The sequence below is a fragment of the Porphyromonas canoris genome (genome assembly GCF_000769115.1).
Classification (GTDB): domain Bacteria; phylum Bacteroidota; class Bacteroidia; order Bacteroidales; family Porphyromonadaceae; genus Porphyromonas_A; species Porphyromonas_A canoris.
Genome location: NZ_JQZV01000001.1, coordinates 108,623 through 125,072, shown reverse-complemented (window position 1 = coordinate 125,072; position 16,450 = coordinate 108,623). Strand labels below are relative to the sequence as shown.

Here is a 16,450-nt window from a genome sequence, read left to right as displayed (position 1 = left end):
GTTTTCCTCTCTTGTATAAAATTCTCCAAAATATCACTGTCGGCACAAAAGTTTTTCTCTAAATATGAGCTAACCGACTAAATATTTGTACCTTTGCTCCATCTTTGGATGTTCTTTCAGAGACTTTAAGACAAGAAGATTATCACAAACATTTATTTTTATTATGAAGAAGTTTATTTTCGGTGTTATGAGTGCAGCGCTGTTGCTCACTGCTTGTAACACTTCAAAAAACGAGGCACTTATTTCCGGTACCGTATCGGATGGTTCTCTTGACGGCAAGTATGCCTACATCTATTCGGAAGACGAAAAAGTGGTGGACTCAGTATTGGTGGAAGCAGGTAAGTTTACTTTTGCTCCTATTACAGCAGACACTATCGCTTATTTGGTGTTCAAGGTAGAAGACATTGCAGGTTCTTTTATCGCTGAGCCGGGTAACCTTACCGTTACAGTAAATCCGGTGGCAGAAGGTACTGCTCCTAAGGTAGACTTTGCCGGTACTCCTCTTGCAGACTCTTGGAGTTCTTTGATCAAGACACGCAGAGTTGCTATCAAGGATCTAAGGGAATACGGCAACACTTTGATGGCAGACTCTACTTTGCAAGAAGAGCAAAAAGATTCTCTCTATGGCGTTAAGGAAGAGGAAGTTATTGCAGGCTTGAAGAAAGAAGCTCTTGCCATCTATGAAGCCAATAAAGAAAATGTTCTTGGTCGTGTATCTTTCGAGTTCGCAAGACCATTCTTGGAAGATGCAGAGTTCGTACAAATGTATGAAGCAGCTTCCGACATGGTAAAGAAGAGCCCAAGACTTCTCAAGGGCTATGAGGCTGTAAAGAACTTTGAAGCCACAAAAGAAGGCGTTAATTACGTAGACTTCACAGCTGCTCAAGAGGATGGAACAGAAGTGTTGTTCTCTTCTTTCATGGACGGCAAGAGCTATCTTCTTGTAGACTTCTGGGCTTCTTGGTGCGGTCCTTGCAAGGCAGCCATGCCACATATCCGCAAAGCCTACGATGCTTATAAAGACAAAGGTCTTCGCGTACTTGGCGTTGCTACTTGGGACAAGTTTGAAGCAAACGAAAAGGCTAAAGAAGAGCACGGTATCGTGTGGGAAAACCTTTTCGACAAAGAGAGTGCAGGTGCTAGTGCTTACGGTGTAAACGGTATTCCTCACCTTATGCTTATCAGCCCTGAAGGGGTGATCCTAAAACGCGGTATCAATCCAAGCGAACTCAGCACGGTTATTGCTGAATACATCAAGTAAGATCTCCTGAAGAGCCTGCCCCGATCTTCGGGAAGGTCTAAAAGGATAAATAAGCTGCGCCTTGTCTGCCATTTTCGGAGCGGATAAGGCGCAGCTTCTTTTTTGTACCAAAACGAGGCTGTTTTTATCACTTTTCAACTGCTTTGACGAGGGCAAAAAAAACAGCATTTTCAGGGAGCTTTTATATAAAAACGGAGCTGTTAATTTTCTCCTCTCAGGTACCTCTTTCGTCTCTCTCTTCTTGAAGATCAAATCAATCAGCCGTTGTAATAGGTTTTTAATCAGGGTTTTACTGAAAATCGCGAATTTGGAAAAAATTTTTTCTCAGTCCATTTCATGGGGCTTTTTCGCGTTAATAGGTGTGAATTTTAACACTCTTTTCTGTAAACGTTTCCTAATAAAGAAATTCTCCTTTTTAGGTGCTTTTTAGGGTGAAAACACATAGCAGTCTGATTATTAGCGCCTTAGTTATTTTAGCTAAACACGTTAATCGAATCCGGTAAACGTGTTTAATGAAATCACTAAACGTGTTCGTTGAAAAATTAAACACGTTAAGCCGAAACAATATGCTCGTTTAGCGTTTTTGCTTAATAGGTATCAGAAATTGTGTTAATAAAACAGCCCTGATTTAACAGTTTGGTCGTGCTCTGAAAATGACCCCTCCGATCAAAATAGAGAGCAAGAAAAAAAGGAGTATTTTTCGGGATGGAATATATAAAAATAGAGCTTCGGAAAAACTCCTTATGAGGGCTTCAAAAGCACCCGATAGGTTCAATAACAAACCTGTCTGTAGAAACACCATATTGACGCTACTAATAGTATCGAAGTAAATATAGCGGGTGGGTTCGATAAACAGTTGTTTGGCAGACGGGCAAAGCTTCCCCGACAGCATTGATCCGAACAACCTCCTCCAAATGAACATAGAGTATTTCAATTTTAGAAAACTTGCATAGAGGGAAGAAGATTATCCCTAGAGAAAAGATAGCGGACAAACCGCAAAAACACCGAATGAAATGCCACAAAAACACCGAATGAAATGCCACAAAAACACCGAATGAAATGCCACAAAAACACCGAATGAATTTGCTGAAAGAAACTCTTTTCGTACATTTGCCTTTATAATATTCAGTATATGGAATACTTTCAAAGAACAGCCGATGCAATGCTTCAAGATCTTCTCGATGCCTTTGGTGCGGTGCTGATAGAAGGTCCGAAATGGTGCGGTAAAACAACCACGGCAGCGCAGTTTGCCAAAAGCATTATCAAAATGCAGGATACTGATATGAGAGAAGAGTATCTTGCTACTGCGACTTCCAAGCCCTCATTATTGCTCAAAGGAGATGTGCCTCGGCTTATAGACGAATGGCAGGATGCTCCGGTTTTATGGGATGCGGTTCGTACTCAAGTCGATGAGCGTGGATTGCCCGGTCAGTTTATCCTCACCGGGTCTAATGCGATAGAAAAAAGCAAAATCCTACACTCCGGCACAGGACGAATAGCTCGTATGAAGATGTTTCCAATGAGTTTATGGGAGTCCGGGGACTCAGCAGGGGAAGTCTCCCTGCGAAATCTATTCAATGATCCGAACTACGATATCGATGGTAAAACATCAAAAATGAGTATAGAAGATCTTATATTCGCCGCTTCTCGGGGAGGTTGGCCTGCCTCTCTTTTTGCCCGCTCACATAAGGCACAGCTGCTTATTGCAAAAAATTATGTACGCACGGTTTGCAGTGAGGATATTTCACGCATAGATGGACGGCAGAGAGATACAAAGACCGCAGATTTCCTGTTACGTTCGTATGCTCGTAATATATCCACTCTCGCAAAGAAAACTACACTTTTGTCTGATATTACGGCTTCCGGAGAAGTCTGTTTGTCCATGGATACGTTCAATGATTATGAAAGAGCCTTGGAGAACCTTTTTGTCATACAGAATATAGACGCATGGAGCCCGGCGATCCGGAGTAAAACCGCTATTAGAAGCTCTCCCAAACGAAGTTTTTGCGATCCGTCAATTGCTGTCGCACTGCTCGGGATGTCTCCGGAGGCGTTGTCGGTTCAGCTAAAAACATTCGGCTTCATATTTGAACAGATGTGTGTACGAGATCTCAGGGCTTACACCATGGATGTAAACAGTCATGTCTCATACTATAATGATCGTTATGGGCTTGAAGCCGATATAGTACTTCATCTTGAGGATGGTAGATATGCGCTTATAGAATGTAAACTTGGAAGCAAAGAAATAGATATGGGAGCTGAGCATCTGCTGGAACTTAAACGACTCATCCGAGAACACAACAAACAAGAGCGGCAGATGCCTATACGAGAACCCGATTTATTGATAATTCTGACCGGAGGACAAATGGCATATACTCGCACAGATGGTGTCAAAGTAATTCCTCTTGGCTGCTTGAGAGATTAGTGGTACACAAGAGTAAAAAATATTCAAACCATACAAGTTCCTCTTTTGTATTGGAGTTAAGGACATCCTCACTTACAATAATTGCCCATCCGACCAATTTATGTATATTTGTTCTTTGAGATCCTTGTACGAAAACAACGTGATGTCTCCTCTGTTTCTGCCTCTTATATCCTTGATTTTGGAAGAGTTGTACGGCAACCGAGGGCAAGAGATCTCCGGGTAAAGACTCCTGAAAACAGACGGGAGGAATGGTCGTGAAGAATTAAACTAAATATCTACATATATGAAATTTAAGGTCTCAAACACAAAGCTTCATGCGCAACTTCAGATACTCAGCCGCCTTATTGCATCACGGAACAGTGTGCCAATCTTAGAAAGCGTTCTGTTTGAAGTGCGTGCCGGAAAGCTCTTTTTGGCTTCTTCCGATGGGGAAAACAGACTTGAAACATGGATGGATCTGGATGAACAAGAGGGAGATGACTTCTCTTTTGCAGTCAAGAGTGCTTTCTTGCTGGAGCCTTTAAGAGAGATACCGGAGCAGATTATCACTTTCGATATCAACGAAGCCGATCTTAATACTGTGGTTTCTTACCTTAACGGACAATTCGTTTACAGGGCAGAGGCGGCAGATCAATATCCTGTGATGGATCCTTTAAGGGAAGATGCTCCGAGCTATGCCGTACCGGCAAAAGTGTTGGACGAGGGAATTGCTTATACGTTATTTGCCACAAGTCAGGACAAAGCACGCCCTATCACAACCGGTATCTGTGTGGATGCCAGAGAGGACAGACTCTCTTTTGTGGGAACGGACGGATTTCTTCTCGCGCTTTACTCCAACAGCGATGTGAAGGTTGCTGCTCCGGTCGAGTTTATTCTCTCGCGAAAGCCTTCGTTGCTTATTCGTCTTCTGTTGCAGAAGCTGGATCCGGAAAGCCTTATCAACATTCATGTGGGAGACAAACATACGATCATGAGCTGCGATGAATTTACTTTGCGTTGCAGTCTGATAGCCGGAAAGTATCCCAACTACCGCAGTGTCTTTCCGAAAGAACAGGCTAACGTGTTGGAAGTGGATCGTCAAAAGACGGTGGCAGCCCTTAGGCGTGTGTCGATGTTTTCGGATAAAACATTGGGAATGGTAGAGCTGGATCTCAAGGCAAATGCACTTAGAATGTGCTGTCGAGACATAGACTACTCCACCTCTGCGGATGAGTATATGGATGTATCCTATTCGGGAGAGGATATGATCATAAGCTTCAAGATCAATCATCTTCTTGACATATTCTCTACATTCGACCTTTCCGATACTCTTCAGTTCAAACTCGGAGACAAGACCGCTCCCGGTCTGGTAATGCCTGCCTCTCTTCCGGAAAATGTAGAGCTGAAAGCGATGGTTATGCCTCTGATGAGGTAATGAACAGAACAATAGAAGCAGATGCGGAGCGCTCTTTCGAGACTGTTCCGTATCTGCTTTTTGATATACTTATACATACTGAGAAATGAAGCTTCAACTTCAAAGACCCTTGGTTTTTTTCGATCTTGAAACTACCGGTACGGATATTACCAAAGACCGAATAGTGGAGATCTCTCTTCACAAGGTCTATCCAAACGGAGACACAGAGACAAAAACCCGACGGATCAACCCCGAAATACCCATCCCGGCAGAAGCAACAGCGGTGCACGGTATATCGGATGAGGATGTCAAAGATGAACCCCCATTCAAAAGCATAGCAAAGGATCTGGCTCGTATCTTAGAGAATTGCGACTTTGGCGGATACAACTGCAACAGATTCGATTTACCCATGCTTGTGGAGGAGTTTCTAAGGGCAGAAATTCCCGTGGACTTCTCCGACAGAAAAGTGATAGATGTTCAGGTGATATTCCATAAGAAAGAACAGCGTACTCTTGCTGCGGCTTATGAGTTTTACTGCAATAAAGAGCTGGTGGACGCACACTCTGCAGAGGCAGATACGATAGCTACGTATGAGGTCCTTTTAGGGCAGCTCGACAGATATGATGACCTGCAAGGAGATGTGGATTTCTTGGATGAGTACACCAAGCAACGCCGTGTGGTGGATTACGCAGGGCGTTTGCAGTGGAACGATAAGGATGAAAAAGTGATCGCTTTTGGCAAGTATCGCAATCAGGTTGCTGCCGAAGTGTTGAAAAGAGATCCCGGATATTACGACTGGATATTGTCTTCGGACTTCCCTCGTAACACAAAGTTGGAGTTCATGAAAGTGTATGCCGAAATACACGCACCAAAGAAATAAAAAATGATGCAGGGTAAACATATCGTCATAGGGATAACAGGAAGTATCGCAGCCTATAAAGCCGCCACTCTTGTAAGGCTGTTTGTGAAAGCCGGCGCGGAAGTGCGGGTGATCATGACGCCTGCAGCAAAGGAGTTTATCTCTCCGCTTACGCTTGCTACGCTGTCTCAAGCACCGGTCATATCCGAGTTTTTCGACAAGGCAGACGGTCAGTGGCACAGCCATGTGGACTTGGGATTGTGGGCGGATGCTTTTATCATAGCTCCTGCCTCGGCTTCTACCATTGCAAAGTGCTCTTACGGTGTGGCAGACAATATGCTCATCACCTCCTATCTCTCCACCAGGGCAAAGGTCTATATCGCTCCGGCAATGGACTTAGATATGTTTGCACACCCTACTACTCAAGAAAATCTCCAAAGACTTCAAGAGAGAGGCTGCATCATTATCTCTCCTCAAGAGGGTTTTCTTGCCTCCAAACTTATCGGTAAAGGGCGTATGGAGGAGCCGGAAGAGATCTTCCGCAGGGTATCGGAATCTCTTTCCGGAGAGAAAAGACTTTTAGGAAAAAGAGTGATCGTAACGTCCGGACCTACTCATGAAAAGATAGACCCGGTGCGATTTGTCGGTAACTACTCCAGCGGGAAAATGGGAACGGCTCTGGCTCAAGCGTTGCACGAGGAGGGCGCAGAAGTGATATTCATCACCGGTCCTGCATCTGTGATGCCGTCCGATAAAGAGGTGAGTCAACTGATTAAAGTAACCTCTGCTTTGGAAATGGAGGCTGCGGTTCGTTCTTGTTTCGATGCAGAGACGGATGCTACCATATTCTGTGCAGCAGTTGCAGATTATAGAGTGGCTTCTCCGGAAGGGGATAAGGTCAAAAGAGAGAGGAAAGAGGTGTGGAACTTGGAACTCATTGCCAATCCGGATATTGCGGCAGGAATCGGAGCCATAAAGCAATCGCATCAAAAGATGATCGGCTTTGCTTTGGAGACAGAAGAGGGGACATCATACGCTTTGGATAAGATGAAGCGTAAAAATCTTGATGCCATCATCCTCAACTCTATGGCTCACGAAGGTGCCGGGTTCGGCGTGGATACCAATAAAGTATCGGTCTTGGAAGCAGACGGAAAGCGACATGATCTTCCTCTTATGTCTAAAACCGATGTGGCAAAAGAAATAGTGCGAATCCTGTTCTGATGAGACTCTCAAGGCTCTTGCTCTTTTTCTCTTTGCTTGTCTCTTTTTCCATCAAAGAGATAGAGGCACAAAGTTCGGCACAGTTCTTTTCTGTGCGTATCGATGCCTCCGCTTTGCCGTCTCACCAAAGGCAGGCGATGAACAGCTTGGAAAGAGAGAGCCTTTCTTATCTTAATGCCGGGGAGAGGCAGATAGAGGTACCGATCCCTATGGCTTTGCTGACAATCTACCCCAGGCAGGTTGCTTCTTCTCGTATAGTGGCGGATATAACCATAGACGTGAGGCGTCCGGTGTATCACTCTTCCGCATACAGCACTCTTTTCAAGTGGTACGATAAAGAGGTCGTTTTTGATTATCAGTCTTCTCGAACAATTATAGCTTATCAGCAAGAACCTACATCCCAACTTGAGGCACTCCTGTCTTTTTACAGAGAGATTGCTTTGGGACTTTGGCTTTCGAGTTTTGAAGAAAATGGAGGAGTAGCTCACTTGAGACGAGCTACCACTCTTGCCAAGAATGCTGCCTCTCGTGGAGAATGGAATGGATGGGATGCCAACACTCTTTCCAAGAACAGATTTACGTTGGTTACAGACCTTTCGGAGCAGCTGTTGCCTGTCTGGTATCTTTATCATCGTAAGGGACTGGATCATCTTATGGAGCATTCGGAGCAGGCAAAAGATGAGATAAGAAAAAGTTTGGAGGCTTTTGAGATTTCTTCCGAAAAGGGTTCGTGGCTTTGGATATGGGAAGATGCTAAAGTGGATGAGGTGATCCGACTTATGGGTAAAGAGCCTAAAGTTGTGGCTCTCATAAAGAGATTGTTCCCGACAAAAACGCTACATTTGTAGACAAGTATTATGATAACGTCTCTCTACATTAAGAACTTTATTCTCATTAAGGAAACAAGGATTGATTTTACTTCCGGAATGACCTCCATCACAGGGGAAACCGGAGCCGGAAAATCTGTTCTTTTGGGAGCTATCGCCTTGATACTTGGAGGTCGGGCAGATGTTAAGACCATTCGAGAAGGAGAGACAAAAAGTGTTGTCGAAGCAACGTTTGATATTTCATTCCTTTCCGATATCAAGGAGATATTGAATAAGGAAGATTTGGATGCAGAGGACGATACCTGCACTTTCCGTCGAGAGATCTTGGCTTCCGGTAAGAGCAGGGCTTTCATAAATGATACCCCGGTAACCGCTCAACAGATGAGAACTCTCGGAGAGCGATTGATAGATATCCATTCTCAGCACAACAATATGCTGATAGGAGAGTCTTCCTTTCAGATCTCCGTGCTTGATGTTGTCGGGCAAAACAGAGAGATACTTTCTCGTTACAGGGAACAGCTCCAACTCTACAAATCTCTAAAAAAAGCTTTGGAGAGAAGAACGCAAGAGTTGCAAAGGCAAAGTAGCGAACGTGAGTACATAGAGTATCAGTATCGCCAACTTGCCGAGGCTTCCCTTAAACCGCTGGAAGAGGAGCAGATTCAGAGCATACTGTCGCAGGCGCAGCACTCACAGGAGATAACGGAAGCAATCGGAAAGGTTGCATATCTATCCGATGCAGACGAAGTCCCTTCTGCTCTTTCTCAGATAGAGGATGCTGCCAAAGCTATGCAGGGTGTTCTCTCTTACTGGACAGATGCAGAGGGGTATGCAGAGCGATTGGAGAGTGTCAAGATAGAATTGAAGGAGTTGTCCAGAGAGTGTGCCCAAAAGATGGATGCTTTTAGTGCGAATCCTGCTCAGGTTGAAGAGCTGACTCAACGGATGGATGTCATACAGACACTCCTTCACAAGCATAAGAAAGAGAATACAAAAGAGTTGCTTGAACTGCAAGAGAGTTACAGGAAGTCTCTCAGTGCGATAGAAAACGGCTCAAGTGAACTTGAAGATATGGCTCAGGCTGTGAATGTAGCTTATGCCGAGGTATTGGCTACTGCAAGAGAGCTTCATCTGTCCAGAGTAGAGGCGGCAAAAAGTCTCTCCGAACCTCTTGAAAGAGAGCTTAAACAACTTGGTGTTGCAGGAGCATTATTCCGGATAGAGGTGGATTGGGAAGAGGGTAGTCTCTCTGAAAATGGGATGGACAAGGTTCGCTTTTTATTTTCTGCAAATAATCGTTCCGAGCTTCGTCCGATCAATGAAATAGCTTCCGGCGGAGAGATTTCTCGCTTTATGCTTGCTCTGAAAGCCATAATAGCACTACACTCCACTCTTCCTACAATCATATTCGATGAGATTGATACCGGAGTCAGTGGGCAGATCGCGGAAAGAATGGGTTTGATGATGAAGGACCTGGGGCATCGAGTACAGGTCGTTACCATAACACATTTGCCTCAGATTGCGGCATTGGCACAAGAGCAGCTTCGAGTATTTAAGAGGCAAGATGAACAAGGAGAGTATAATACTCATATAGATCATCTCTCCTACGAAGAGAGAGAAAAAGAGATCGCTTCAATGCTTAGTGGAAGTGTCCTGACGGACGAAGCTATCCATAATGCAAAGGTGCTTCTCAAACAGTATAAATGATAAAACAGATTCGTATGGCAGTAAAAGATAGCGAAATGATATTTGGACTTCGTGCCGTGATAGAGGCTCTTGAAGCCGGGCAGGAGTTGGATAAGATATTTGTACGTAGAGAGAGTAGAAGTGATCTGATGCAAACTCTTCTTACAGCAGTCGGTGAGCGCAGTATTCCTATACGGAAAGTGCCGGTTGAGAAGCTCGATCGTCTTACTCGTAAAAATCACCAAGGGGTTATAGCATTTAAGGCCTCTACAACATATTATCGTTTGCACGAAGTGATTCCGGTCCTTTATGAAGAGGGATTGGATCCTTTTATTGTAGTTTTGGACGGAATAACGGATGTTCGGAACTTTGGTGCAATTGCCCGGACTTGCGAGTGTGCTGCGGTAGATGCTATTGTGATAGCGGAGCAGAATGCCGTCTCTGTAAATGGAGATGCCATAAAGACTTCTGCCGGAGCTCTTAGTCGTATAGCCGTTTGTCGAGAACGAACCATGGGAGATATTCTTCACTATTTGAAAGATAGTGGTGTGCGCATCATTGGAGCCACCGAGAAGAGTGATCTTACCTATACAAAGGGTAACTACACCGGTCCTCTTGCTTTGGTTTTGGGAGCAGAAGATACAGGGCTTTCTCCTTTGACGATGGAATTGGCAGATGAATTGGTTTCCATTCCTCTATTAGGAGAGATCGGTTCTCTCAATGTTTCCGTTGCGGGCGGTATTATAATGTATGAGGCAGTGAAGCAGCGATAAAAACAAGACAATATTTATAATCTAACCTAATACATAACAGAATTAAGATGAAAAAAGTAATCAACACCACCAATGCCCCTGCAGCCATTGGTCCTTATAGCCAAGGTATTCAAGCCGGACAGACATTTTATTTTTCAGGTCAGCTTGGTCTTGATCCGGCTACGGGAGCTTTCGTTTCAGAGACCGATGTAACAGCTCAGTGCGAACAGATATTCAAGAATATTCAAGCTCTTCTGACAGAAGTGGGTTGCACATTTTCTGATGTGGTTAAGACAACCGTTTTTCTTGCCGATATGGCTTATTTCGCTGAGATGAATGAAGTCTATGGCAAGTACTTCCAAGCTCCGTACCCTGCACGCTCGGCTGTGGCAGTGAAGACATTGCCAAAGAACGGACTTGTAGAAATAGAGGTGATCGTCGTTAAAGCATAACTCATGCGATCTTGATTATTAAATAGCTTTTCTATTATTACTATGACCTGCAAGACGAATACTTTAGGAGGCTTTGGGGTGGCTCTTGTTACTCCATTTACTTCTGACTATGAGGTGGACTATTCAGCTCTTGAGAAATTGATAGAGTTTCAGATTGCAGGAGGAGTAGACTTTTTGGTGACGTTGGGAACAACGGCTGAGACACCCACTCTTACAGAAGAAGAGCAAATAAAGATAGTTGCATTTGTACAAAAGATAGTGGAGGGACGAGTTCCTATCGTTGTCGGTATGGGGGGAAATGCCACAAGAGAGCTTTGCAAGAAAATACGTTGCTTCCCTATGGATGGCGTTTCTGCAATACTTTCTGTGGCACCCTACTATAACAAACCTTCTCAAGAGGGACTATATGCACACTTTTCGGAGGTGGTAGAAGCATCTTCTAAACCGGTGATTCTGTATAACATCCCCGGTCGTACAGGAGTCAATATGCAGGTGGAAACTGTCTTACGACTCGCACAAGCATTCCCAGGCAAAGTCATTGGAATAAAAGAGGCTTCGGGATCTATTACCCAGATAGAGAGAATACTTAAACAGCGACCGTCAAATTTTGCTCTTTTTAGTGGAGATGACAGCTCAACTCTCAGCTACATCTCTATGGGAGGAGACGGAGTGATATCTGTTATTGGGAATGCTCTTCCGAAAGAGTTTGGAGGATTGGTTTCTCTCTGTCGTCAAGGGAAGTTTGCCGAAGCTGCTCATGTGCAGCGGTCGTTGGTCGAGCTTTATGAACTCCTGTTCGTGGAAGGGAACCCAAGTGGTATCAAGAGTGCTTTACACTGCATGGATCTTATTGAGAATGTCCTTCGTTTGCCTCTTGTCCCTTGTACTCCGGTTGTTTATTCTCGTATTCGTCAGTTCTTGTCCCGGATGGGATATTGTAGAATAGACAATCCTTAGCTTCAAGTTGCGAGGCATCCTGTTTGAAACAAATGTGATGTAAAGCTCTTTTCATGTCGTGGGAAAGAGCTTTTTTTGCTGTTTTGTGATGATTTTACGTATGATTCCGGGGTTTTATTGCTTTTTTGTATCCATTGTTTCCCACTTGTAGAAAATTTGAGAATCGTCACTTTTTAGGGGCTCTTAAACAAATAGTTTTATCTATATTTGCACAGAAGCATCATCAATAGATAAATCCTCGCAATGCAGCAATGAATAAGAAGTTAGAACATTCCTTACAGTCAAGTGGAAAGAATCTTTTGCAGAAAAGAGAAATATTGGCATACCTGTTACGGGTAGGAAACTCTACCTTGACCAGTATCGCAAAGAATTTAGGATTGAGTCTGCCCACTACCAACAAGATTGTTATGGAGCTTTGCAAATCCGGCTGGATTGGGGATTGTGGAAAACTTGAAGCTGGTGGAGGAGGAAGACACCCGTTCCTATATGGCGTGAATGCGGATTGTGCGCATTTTTTGGGGATTGATTTCGGAGTCAATACCATCAACATTGCTTTGATGAACTTTGCCGGAGAGATTGTAGAGACATCTATGGAAATGCCGTTTCGCTTTGAGAATACGATGGAGTGCTTACAGAATATTGTTGCGGAGATAAAGACTTTCTTGGCTCGTCCTACAGTGGATCGAGACAAGATATTTAGTGTAGAGATCAATATGTTTGGTCGGGTGAATCCGGAGACCGGATATAGCTATAGCTACTTTAACTTCTTCAATGAACCTTTGACGAACTATTTTAATGAACATCTCGGTATAGAAACCTATATTGATAATGACTCAAGAGCCTGCGCCTACGGAGAGTATATCACTCATTATGCTCCGATGGAATCCAATATGCTTTTTGTAAATGCCGCTTGGGGTTTGGGTCTCGGAGTTATTGTTAATGGCAAGCCCTATAATGGCAAAAGTGGATTTGCCGGAGAGTTTGGTCACATACACGCCTATGATAATGAAATCATTTGTCGTTGTGGGAAGAAAGGTTGTCTTGAAACGGAGGCTTCCGGGAGTGCCATACATCGGAAGTTTATAAACAGAATTCAGAATGGAAGTAGCTCTATTCTACTTGCAGAAAAGAACTATTCTCCTGAGACAATAGAAAATGTATCGCTCGAAGAAATCTTGGAAGCTACCATAAAAGAGGATATTCTCTGTATAGAGATTCTTGAAGAGATTGGACAGGAGTTAGGCAAACATATTTCCGGATTGATCAATCTCTTTAATCCCAACGTTGTAGTTCTTGGGGGGCTACTTTGCAAGACAGGAGACTACATTATACAGCCGCTTAGGACGGCTATTCGGAAGTACTCTCTTAATATGGTCAACCAGGATACCACGCTCCGGAATTCACAACTCGGAGATATGGCAGGAGTCGTAGGAGCCTGTATGCTCGCAAGGCATAAAATTTTTACAGAGGGAATTTAAGGGGAAATCCGTTTTAACGTTCCTCTAATGATATATGCGGAAGCAATGAGTCAGTATATTGTATCGGCAAGAAAATATAGACCTGCTACATTTAGAAGTGTGGTAGGACAGGATGCCTTATCAACCACTTTGAAGAATGCCATTACGGAAGATAAGCTTGCACATGCTTATCTATTCTGTGGTCCTCGTGGAGTGGGAAAGACTTCTTGTGCTCGGATATTTGCGAAAACAATAAACTGTACTAATAGGACTTCAGAGGGTGAGGCTTGTAATGCTTGTGAGAGCTGTAAGATGTTCAATGAACAGAGTTCTTACAACGTTATAGAATTGGATGCTGCGTCCAATAACTCTGTGGATGAGATGCGAAATCTTATAGATCAAGTACAAGTCCGCCCCATGACCGGAAGATATAAGGTCTATATCATTGATGAGGTGCATATGCTTTCTTCATCGGCATTTAATGCTTTTCTTAAGACCTTGGAGGAGCCACCGGCTCATGCAATATTTGTTCTTGCTACAACAGAAAAACACAAAGTCCTGCCTACGATACTTTCGCGTTGCCAGACTTTTGACTTTAATCGTATTTCTGTTCCGGATATTGCTAACCATCTTGCTTATGTCGCCTCACAAGAGGGAGTATCTGCAGAGCCCGAAGCATTACAGACAATAGCCGTACATGCCGATGGTGGGATGAGAGATGCTCTTAGCATATTTGACCAAATAGCGGGCTTTACACAAGGAAATATCACGTACCAATCTGTTCTGGAAAATCTTAGGAAGTTGGATGAGGCTCTTTATTTTAGATTCTTGGCCTATGTCTTAAGAGGGGACTATCATCAATGCCTGCTTTTATTGGAGGAGGTTCTTGTCAAAGGTTTTGATCCTCTTCAGGTTATGACCGGACTTTCAGCATTCTTCCGGAATGTATTATTGGCTCAAGATCCCAGAACGGCTTCTATGCTTGAAGTGATAGATAGTGTAAGAGGACGCTATATAAAAGCTGCACAGACTTGCTCCAAAGCTATGATTTGGAATTGTCTGAAAATCTCTGCTGGTTATGAGGAGAAGTATAGACAGCTATCCAGTAAAAGACTTTCTGCAGAGGTTGCTCTTATCAATATGTGTGCACAGAATAGTTCTGAACTGAATTCTTCCACAAACACACCTCCCCAGACAGATCAGCGAGAAACTTCCGGACGAGATATGCCGAAGAATAATGTTGAACCGAATCCTGCACCTTCAACTTCCATATTGAGGGAGACTTCTTCTCTTACATATAATACTCCTGCAACTACTCCGCAAAAGGTTAATAAAGAAGCCTATAAGAATAAGTTTAGTTTCTCTATTTCTCATGCCAATGATGATGACGAGAAGATACGGGAGAGTAGGTCCGAAACGAATCTGAGAGAAAGTGCTTTTACAGAGGAGCAGCTTGTTAAGGCTTGGCAGAAGTTTGCAGGAATGCAGGATGAACGTATAATCCTTAAAAGAACTCTTATGGATTGTAGGCCGGGTATTGGAAACTCTCCTAAAGACATCTGTGCTCCAACGTATAATCTTCAAAGCAAAATAGAGATAGAAAGAGTAAAGGATGAGCTTCTCGTATTTTTACGGGAGGAGCTATCCAATGATTATCTCTCTCTCTCCACGTTGCTACTGGATGGTCATAAGGATGCTATTCCGACGAAGATAGAAGATAAGTTGGAATATTTTAGAAATATCGACTCGCGCTTTTCGGAAATAGAGGAATTGTGGAAGCTTGTATTGGTGAGATAGGGCGTATATGAAAACTCTTACTATCCTTTATCTGCACGGTTTAACTTCTTCCTATATGAGTTCTCGTGGGAGATTCTTGAGAGATCTTCTTCCTAAAGATCATATCCTGACACCGGACATCCCTCTTAATGCTCATGAGGCTCTGCGTTTTCTTTCGGACATTGTGCATCGAGAAGAACCGGATGTGATTATAGGAAGTTCAATGGGAGGTCTTTTTGCTCATCAACTTCCGGCAAAGAAGAAGATTCTTATCAATCCGGCGTTTACAACATCTGAAGTGATGGGGCGTTATAAGGGACTTCGATTGAGATTTTATCACGAGAGATTTGACCCGGATGAGAAAGATTTTGAGGTAACAGAAGATTTGTTGCTCTCATACATAGAGGTTGAATCCGAACAGTGGAAAAGAATTTCTGAAAAGGATGTAGAAGCAACTGTAGGAATATTCTCCTTGCAGGATGAAGTGATAAAGCAAGACGATCTGTTTGATAAGTACTACAGAAATAAGATTTACATAGAAGCCATGCATCAGCTTTCTTATGAAGAGGTGGAGGCTTATGTTATTCCTGAAATTGAACATTTTAGATTATGCCAGAAATAGATATTCAACGAGCAACAAAAATTGTTCAGAAGATTTCCGGAAAAATTACTCCCGGACGACTCTTTGCCATACTGATTGCACTATTCTTGCTTTGGCCGAGCGATGATAATCTGTACAATCAGATGAAGTACTATGACCAAATCAATGAGTTGGAAAGAGAGAAAGCAGAGTTGCAAAAGCAGATTGCAACAGAGAAAGAGATGTTGGAGGAGCTACAGTTCGATAAGTCTGAGTTGGAGAGATTTGCTCGTGAGACATTTTTAATGAAAGCCCCCAATGAGGATCTTTACATCATAGATAGAGAGAAAGTGAAGAATCTATCAGGCTCATAGATAACAATATAAATATATAGAGATATTCATGTCAGCGGAAAAAAGAATGCCAAAAGGCTATATCGCCGTACTTTTAGGGACGTTCATTACAATGGGAGGAACGTTCCTTGTTTTTCTTGGATCTCAAAGCGGTTTTTTTATTTACACTTTTGGGGTGCTATTACTATTGTTGTACTATTTTCTCTCCATTCCTAAGAGAGATAAAGATATCTCTCCGACAAAACGGCGCTTACATCGCATAGGTTTCTTAGGTGCTGTTGCAATGGCTGTGGCTGCATACTTTGTTTACACGGCTTCAAATTTGTGGATGCTTTTATTTTGTATCGGCTCTGCGCTACACGCGTGGTACATATTTAGGGATGGTGTTAGAAGCTAAGCATATAAGATAGATTTCTTACCTTTGTAATGGTTGGTGTTGTTATTCTTTAAT

The 16,450-nt window shown here is 43.2% G+C and carries 15 protein-coding genes; all 15 read left to right on the top strand.

The window, feature by feature from the left end; all coding sequences use genetic code 11:
* Positions 1–163 precede the first annotated feature (163 nt).
* The 15 genes from HQ43_RS00535 (at position 164) to HQ43_RS00460 (ending at position 16,396) form a co-directional block, all read left to right on the top strand.
* A complete protein-coding gene (locus HQ43_RS00535; RefSeq protein ID WP_036788322.1) occupies positions 164–1,261 on the top strand; it encodes a TlpA disulfide reductase family protein in 1,098 nt (365 codons plus the stop codon).
* Between the two features lie 1,132 nt (positions 1,262–2,393).
* Entirely contained in the window at positions 2,394–3,686 is a 1,293-nt protein-coding gene (locus tag HQ43_RS00525) for an ATP-binding protein (RefSeq protein WP_036788315.1), read from the top strand.
* A gap of 283 nt (positions 3,687–3,969) precedes the next feature.
* Entirely contained in the window at positions 3,970–5,100 is a 1,131-nt protein-coding gene (dnaN, locus tag HQ43_RS00520) for a DNA polymerase III subunit beta (protein WP_036788311.1), read from the top strand.
* Between the two features lie 85 nt (positions 5,101–5,185).
* Positions 5,186–5,959: a 3'-5' exonuclease gene (locus HQ43_RS00515; RefSeq protein ID WP_036788308.1), complete on the top strand. Its 774-nt coding sequence runs from the start codon at positions 5,186–5,188 to the stop codon at positions 5,957–5,959.
* Between the two features lie 3 nt (positions 5,960–5,962).
* Positions 5,963–7,159 (top strand): bifunctional phosphopantothenoylcysteine decarboxylase/phosphopantothenate--cysteine ligase CoaBC, encoded by a 1,197-nt coding sequence (coaBC, locus tag HQ43_RS00510; protein ID WP_036788305.1) that lies wholly within the window; start codon positions 5,963–5,965, stop codon positions 7,157–7,159.
* Positions 7,159–8,007: a type IX secretion component PorD family protein gene (locus HQ43_RS00505; protein WP_036788303.1), complete on the top strand. Its 849-nt coding sequence runs from the start codon at positions 7,159–7,161 to the stop codon at positions 8,005–8,007. Before coaBC ends, HQ43_RS00505 begins: the two co-directional genes overlap by 1 nt.
* 9 nt (positions 8,008–8,016) lie before the next feature.
* Positions 8,017–9,693 (top strand): DNA repair protein RecN, encoded by a 1,677-nt coding sequence (recN, locus tag HQ43_RS00500; RefSeq protein ID WP_036788299.1) that lies wholly within the window; start codon positions 8,017–8,019, stop codon positions 9,691–9,693.
* 14 nt (positions 9,694–9,707) lie between these two features.
* On the top strand, positions 9,708–10,445 hold the full coding sequence (rlmB, locus tag HQ43_RS00495; protein ID WP_036788442.1) for a 23S rRNA (guanosine(2251)-2'-O)-methyltransferase RlmB: 738 nt from the start codon (positions 9,708–9,710) through the stop codon (positions 10,443–10,445).
* Positions 10,446–10,492: 47 nt separating this feature from the next.
* Positions 10,493–10,876: a RidA family protein gene (locus HQ43_RS00490; protein WP_036788296.1), complete on the top strand. Its 384-nt coding sequence runs from the start codon at positions 10,493–10,495 to the stop codon at positions 10,874–10,876.
* Between the two features lie 42 nt (positions 10,877–10,918).
* Entirely contained in the window at positions 10,919–11,833 is a 915-nt protein-coding gene (gene dapA / locus HQ43_RS00485; protein WP_036788290.1) for a 4-hydroxy-tetrahydrodipicolinate synthase, read from the top strand.
* Between the two features lie 251 nt (positions 11,834–12,084).
* Positions 12,085–13,311 carry an ROK family transcriptional regulator gene (locus HQ43_RS00480; protein ID WP_036788287.1) on the top strand — a complete coding sequence of 409 codons (1,227 nt, stop codon included), beginning with the start codon at positions 12,085–12,087 and terminating at the stop codon, positions 13,309–13,311.
* Positions 13,312–13,356: 45 nt separating this feature from the next.
* A complete protein-coding gene (gene dnaX / locus HQ43_RS09340) occupies positions 13,357–15,087 on the top strand; it encodes a DNA polymerase III subunit gamma/tau (protein WP_081964499.1) in 1,731 nt (576 codons plus the stop codon).
* 7 nt (positions 15,088–15,094) lie between these two features.
* Complete coding sequence (locus HQ43_RS00470; RefSeq protein ID WP_081964496.1) at positions 15,095–15,688, top strand: YqiA/YcfP family alpha/beta fold hydrolase; 594 nt, start codon at positions 15,095–15,097, stop codon at positions 15,686–15,688.
* On the top strand, positions 15,676–16,020 hold the full coding sequence (locus HQ43_RS00465; protein WP_052090051.1) for an FtsB family cell division protein: 345 nt from the start codon (positions 15,676–15,678) through the stop codon (positions 16,018–16,020). The genes HQ43_RS00470 and HQ43_RS00465 overlap by 13 nt, the downstream gene beginning before the upstream one ends.
* Positions 16,021–16,048: 28 nt before the next feature.
* Positions 16,049–16,396: a hypothetical protein gene (locus HQ43_RS00460; RefSeq protein ID WP_036788279.1), complete on the top strand. Its 348-nt coding sequence runs from the start codon at positions 16,049–16,051 to the stop codon at positions 16,394–16,396.
* Positions 16,397–16,450 lie beyond the last annotated feature (54 nt).

Coding starts and splice junctions, on each gene's coding strand:
- HQ43_RS00535 (WP_036788322.1), top strand. CDS start 164: ATGAAGAAGTTTATTTTCGGTGTTATGAGTGCAGCGCTGTTGCTCACT.
- HQ43_RS00525 (WP_036788315.1), top strand. CDS start 2,394: ATGGAATACTTTCAAAGAACAGCCGATGCAATGCTTCAAGATCTTCTC.
- dnaN (WP_036788311.1), top strand. CDS start 3,970: ATGAAATTTAAGGTCTCAAACACAAAGCTTCATGCGCAACTTCAGATA.
- HQ43_RS00515 (WP_036788308.1), top strand. CDS start 5,186: ATGAAGCTTCAACTTCAAAGACCCTTGGTTTTTTTCGATCTTGAAACT.
- coaBC (WP_036788305.1), top strand. CDS start 5,963: ATGATGCAGGGTAAACATATCGTCATAGGGATAACAGGAAGTATCGCA.
- HQ43_RS00505 (WP_036788303.1), top strand. CDS start 7,159: ATGAGACTCTCAAGGCTCTTGCTCTTTTTCTCTTTGCTTGTCTCTTTT.
- recN (WP_036788299.1), top strand. CDS start 8,017: ATGATAACGTCTCTCTACATTAAGAACTTTATTCTCATTAAGGAAACA.
- rlmB (WP_036788442.1), top strand. CDS start 9,708: ATGGCAGTAAAAGATAGCGAAATGATATTTGGACTTCGTGCCGTGATA.
- HQ43_RS00490 (WP_036788296.1), top strand. CDS start 10,493: ATGAAAAAAGTAATCAACACCACCAATGCCCCTGCAGCCATTGGTCCT.
- dapA (WP_036788290.1), top strand. CDS start 10,919: ATGACCTGCAAGACGAATACTTTAGGAGGCTTTGGGGTGGCTCTTGTT.
- HQ43_RS00480 (WP_036788287.1), top strand. CDS start 12,085: ATGAATAAGAAGTTAGAACATTCCTTACAGTCAAGTGGAAAGAATCTT.
- dnaX (WP_081964499.1), top strand. CDS start 13,357: ATGAGTCAGTATATTGTATCGGCAAGAAAATATAGACCTGCTACATTT.
- HQ43_RS00470 (WP_081964496.1), top strand. CDS start 15,095: ATGAAAACTCTTACTATCCTTTATCTGCACGGTTTAACTTCTTCCTAT.
- HQ43_RS00465 (WP_052090051.1), top strand. CDS start 15,676: ATGCCAGAAATAGATATTCAACGAGCAACAAAAATTGTTCAGAAGATT.
- HQ43_RS00460 (WP_036788279.1), top strand. CDS start 16,049: ATGTCAGCGGAAAAAAGAATGCCAAAAGGCTATATCGCCGTACTTTTA.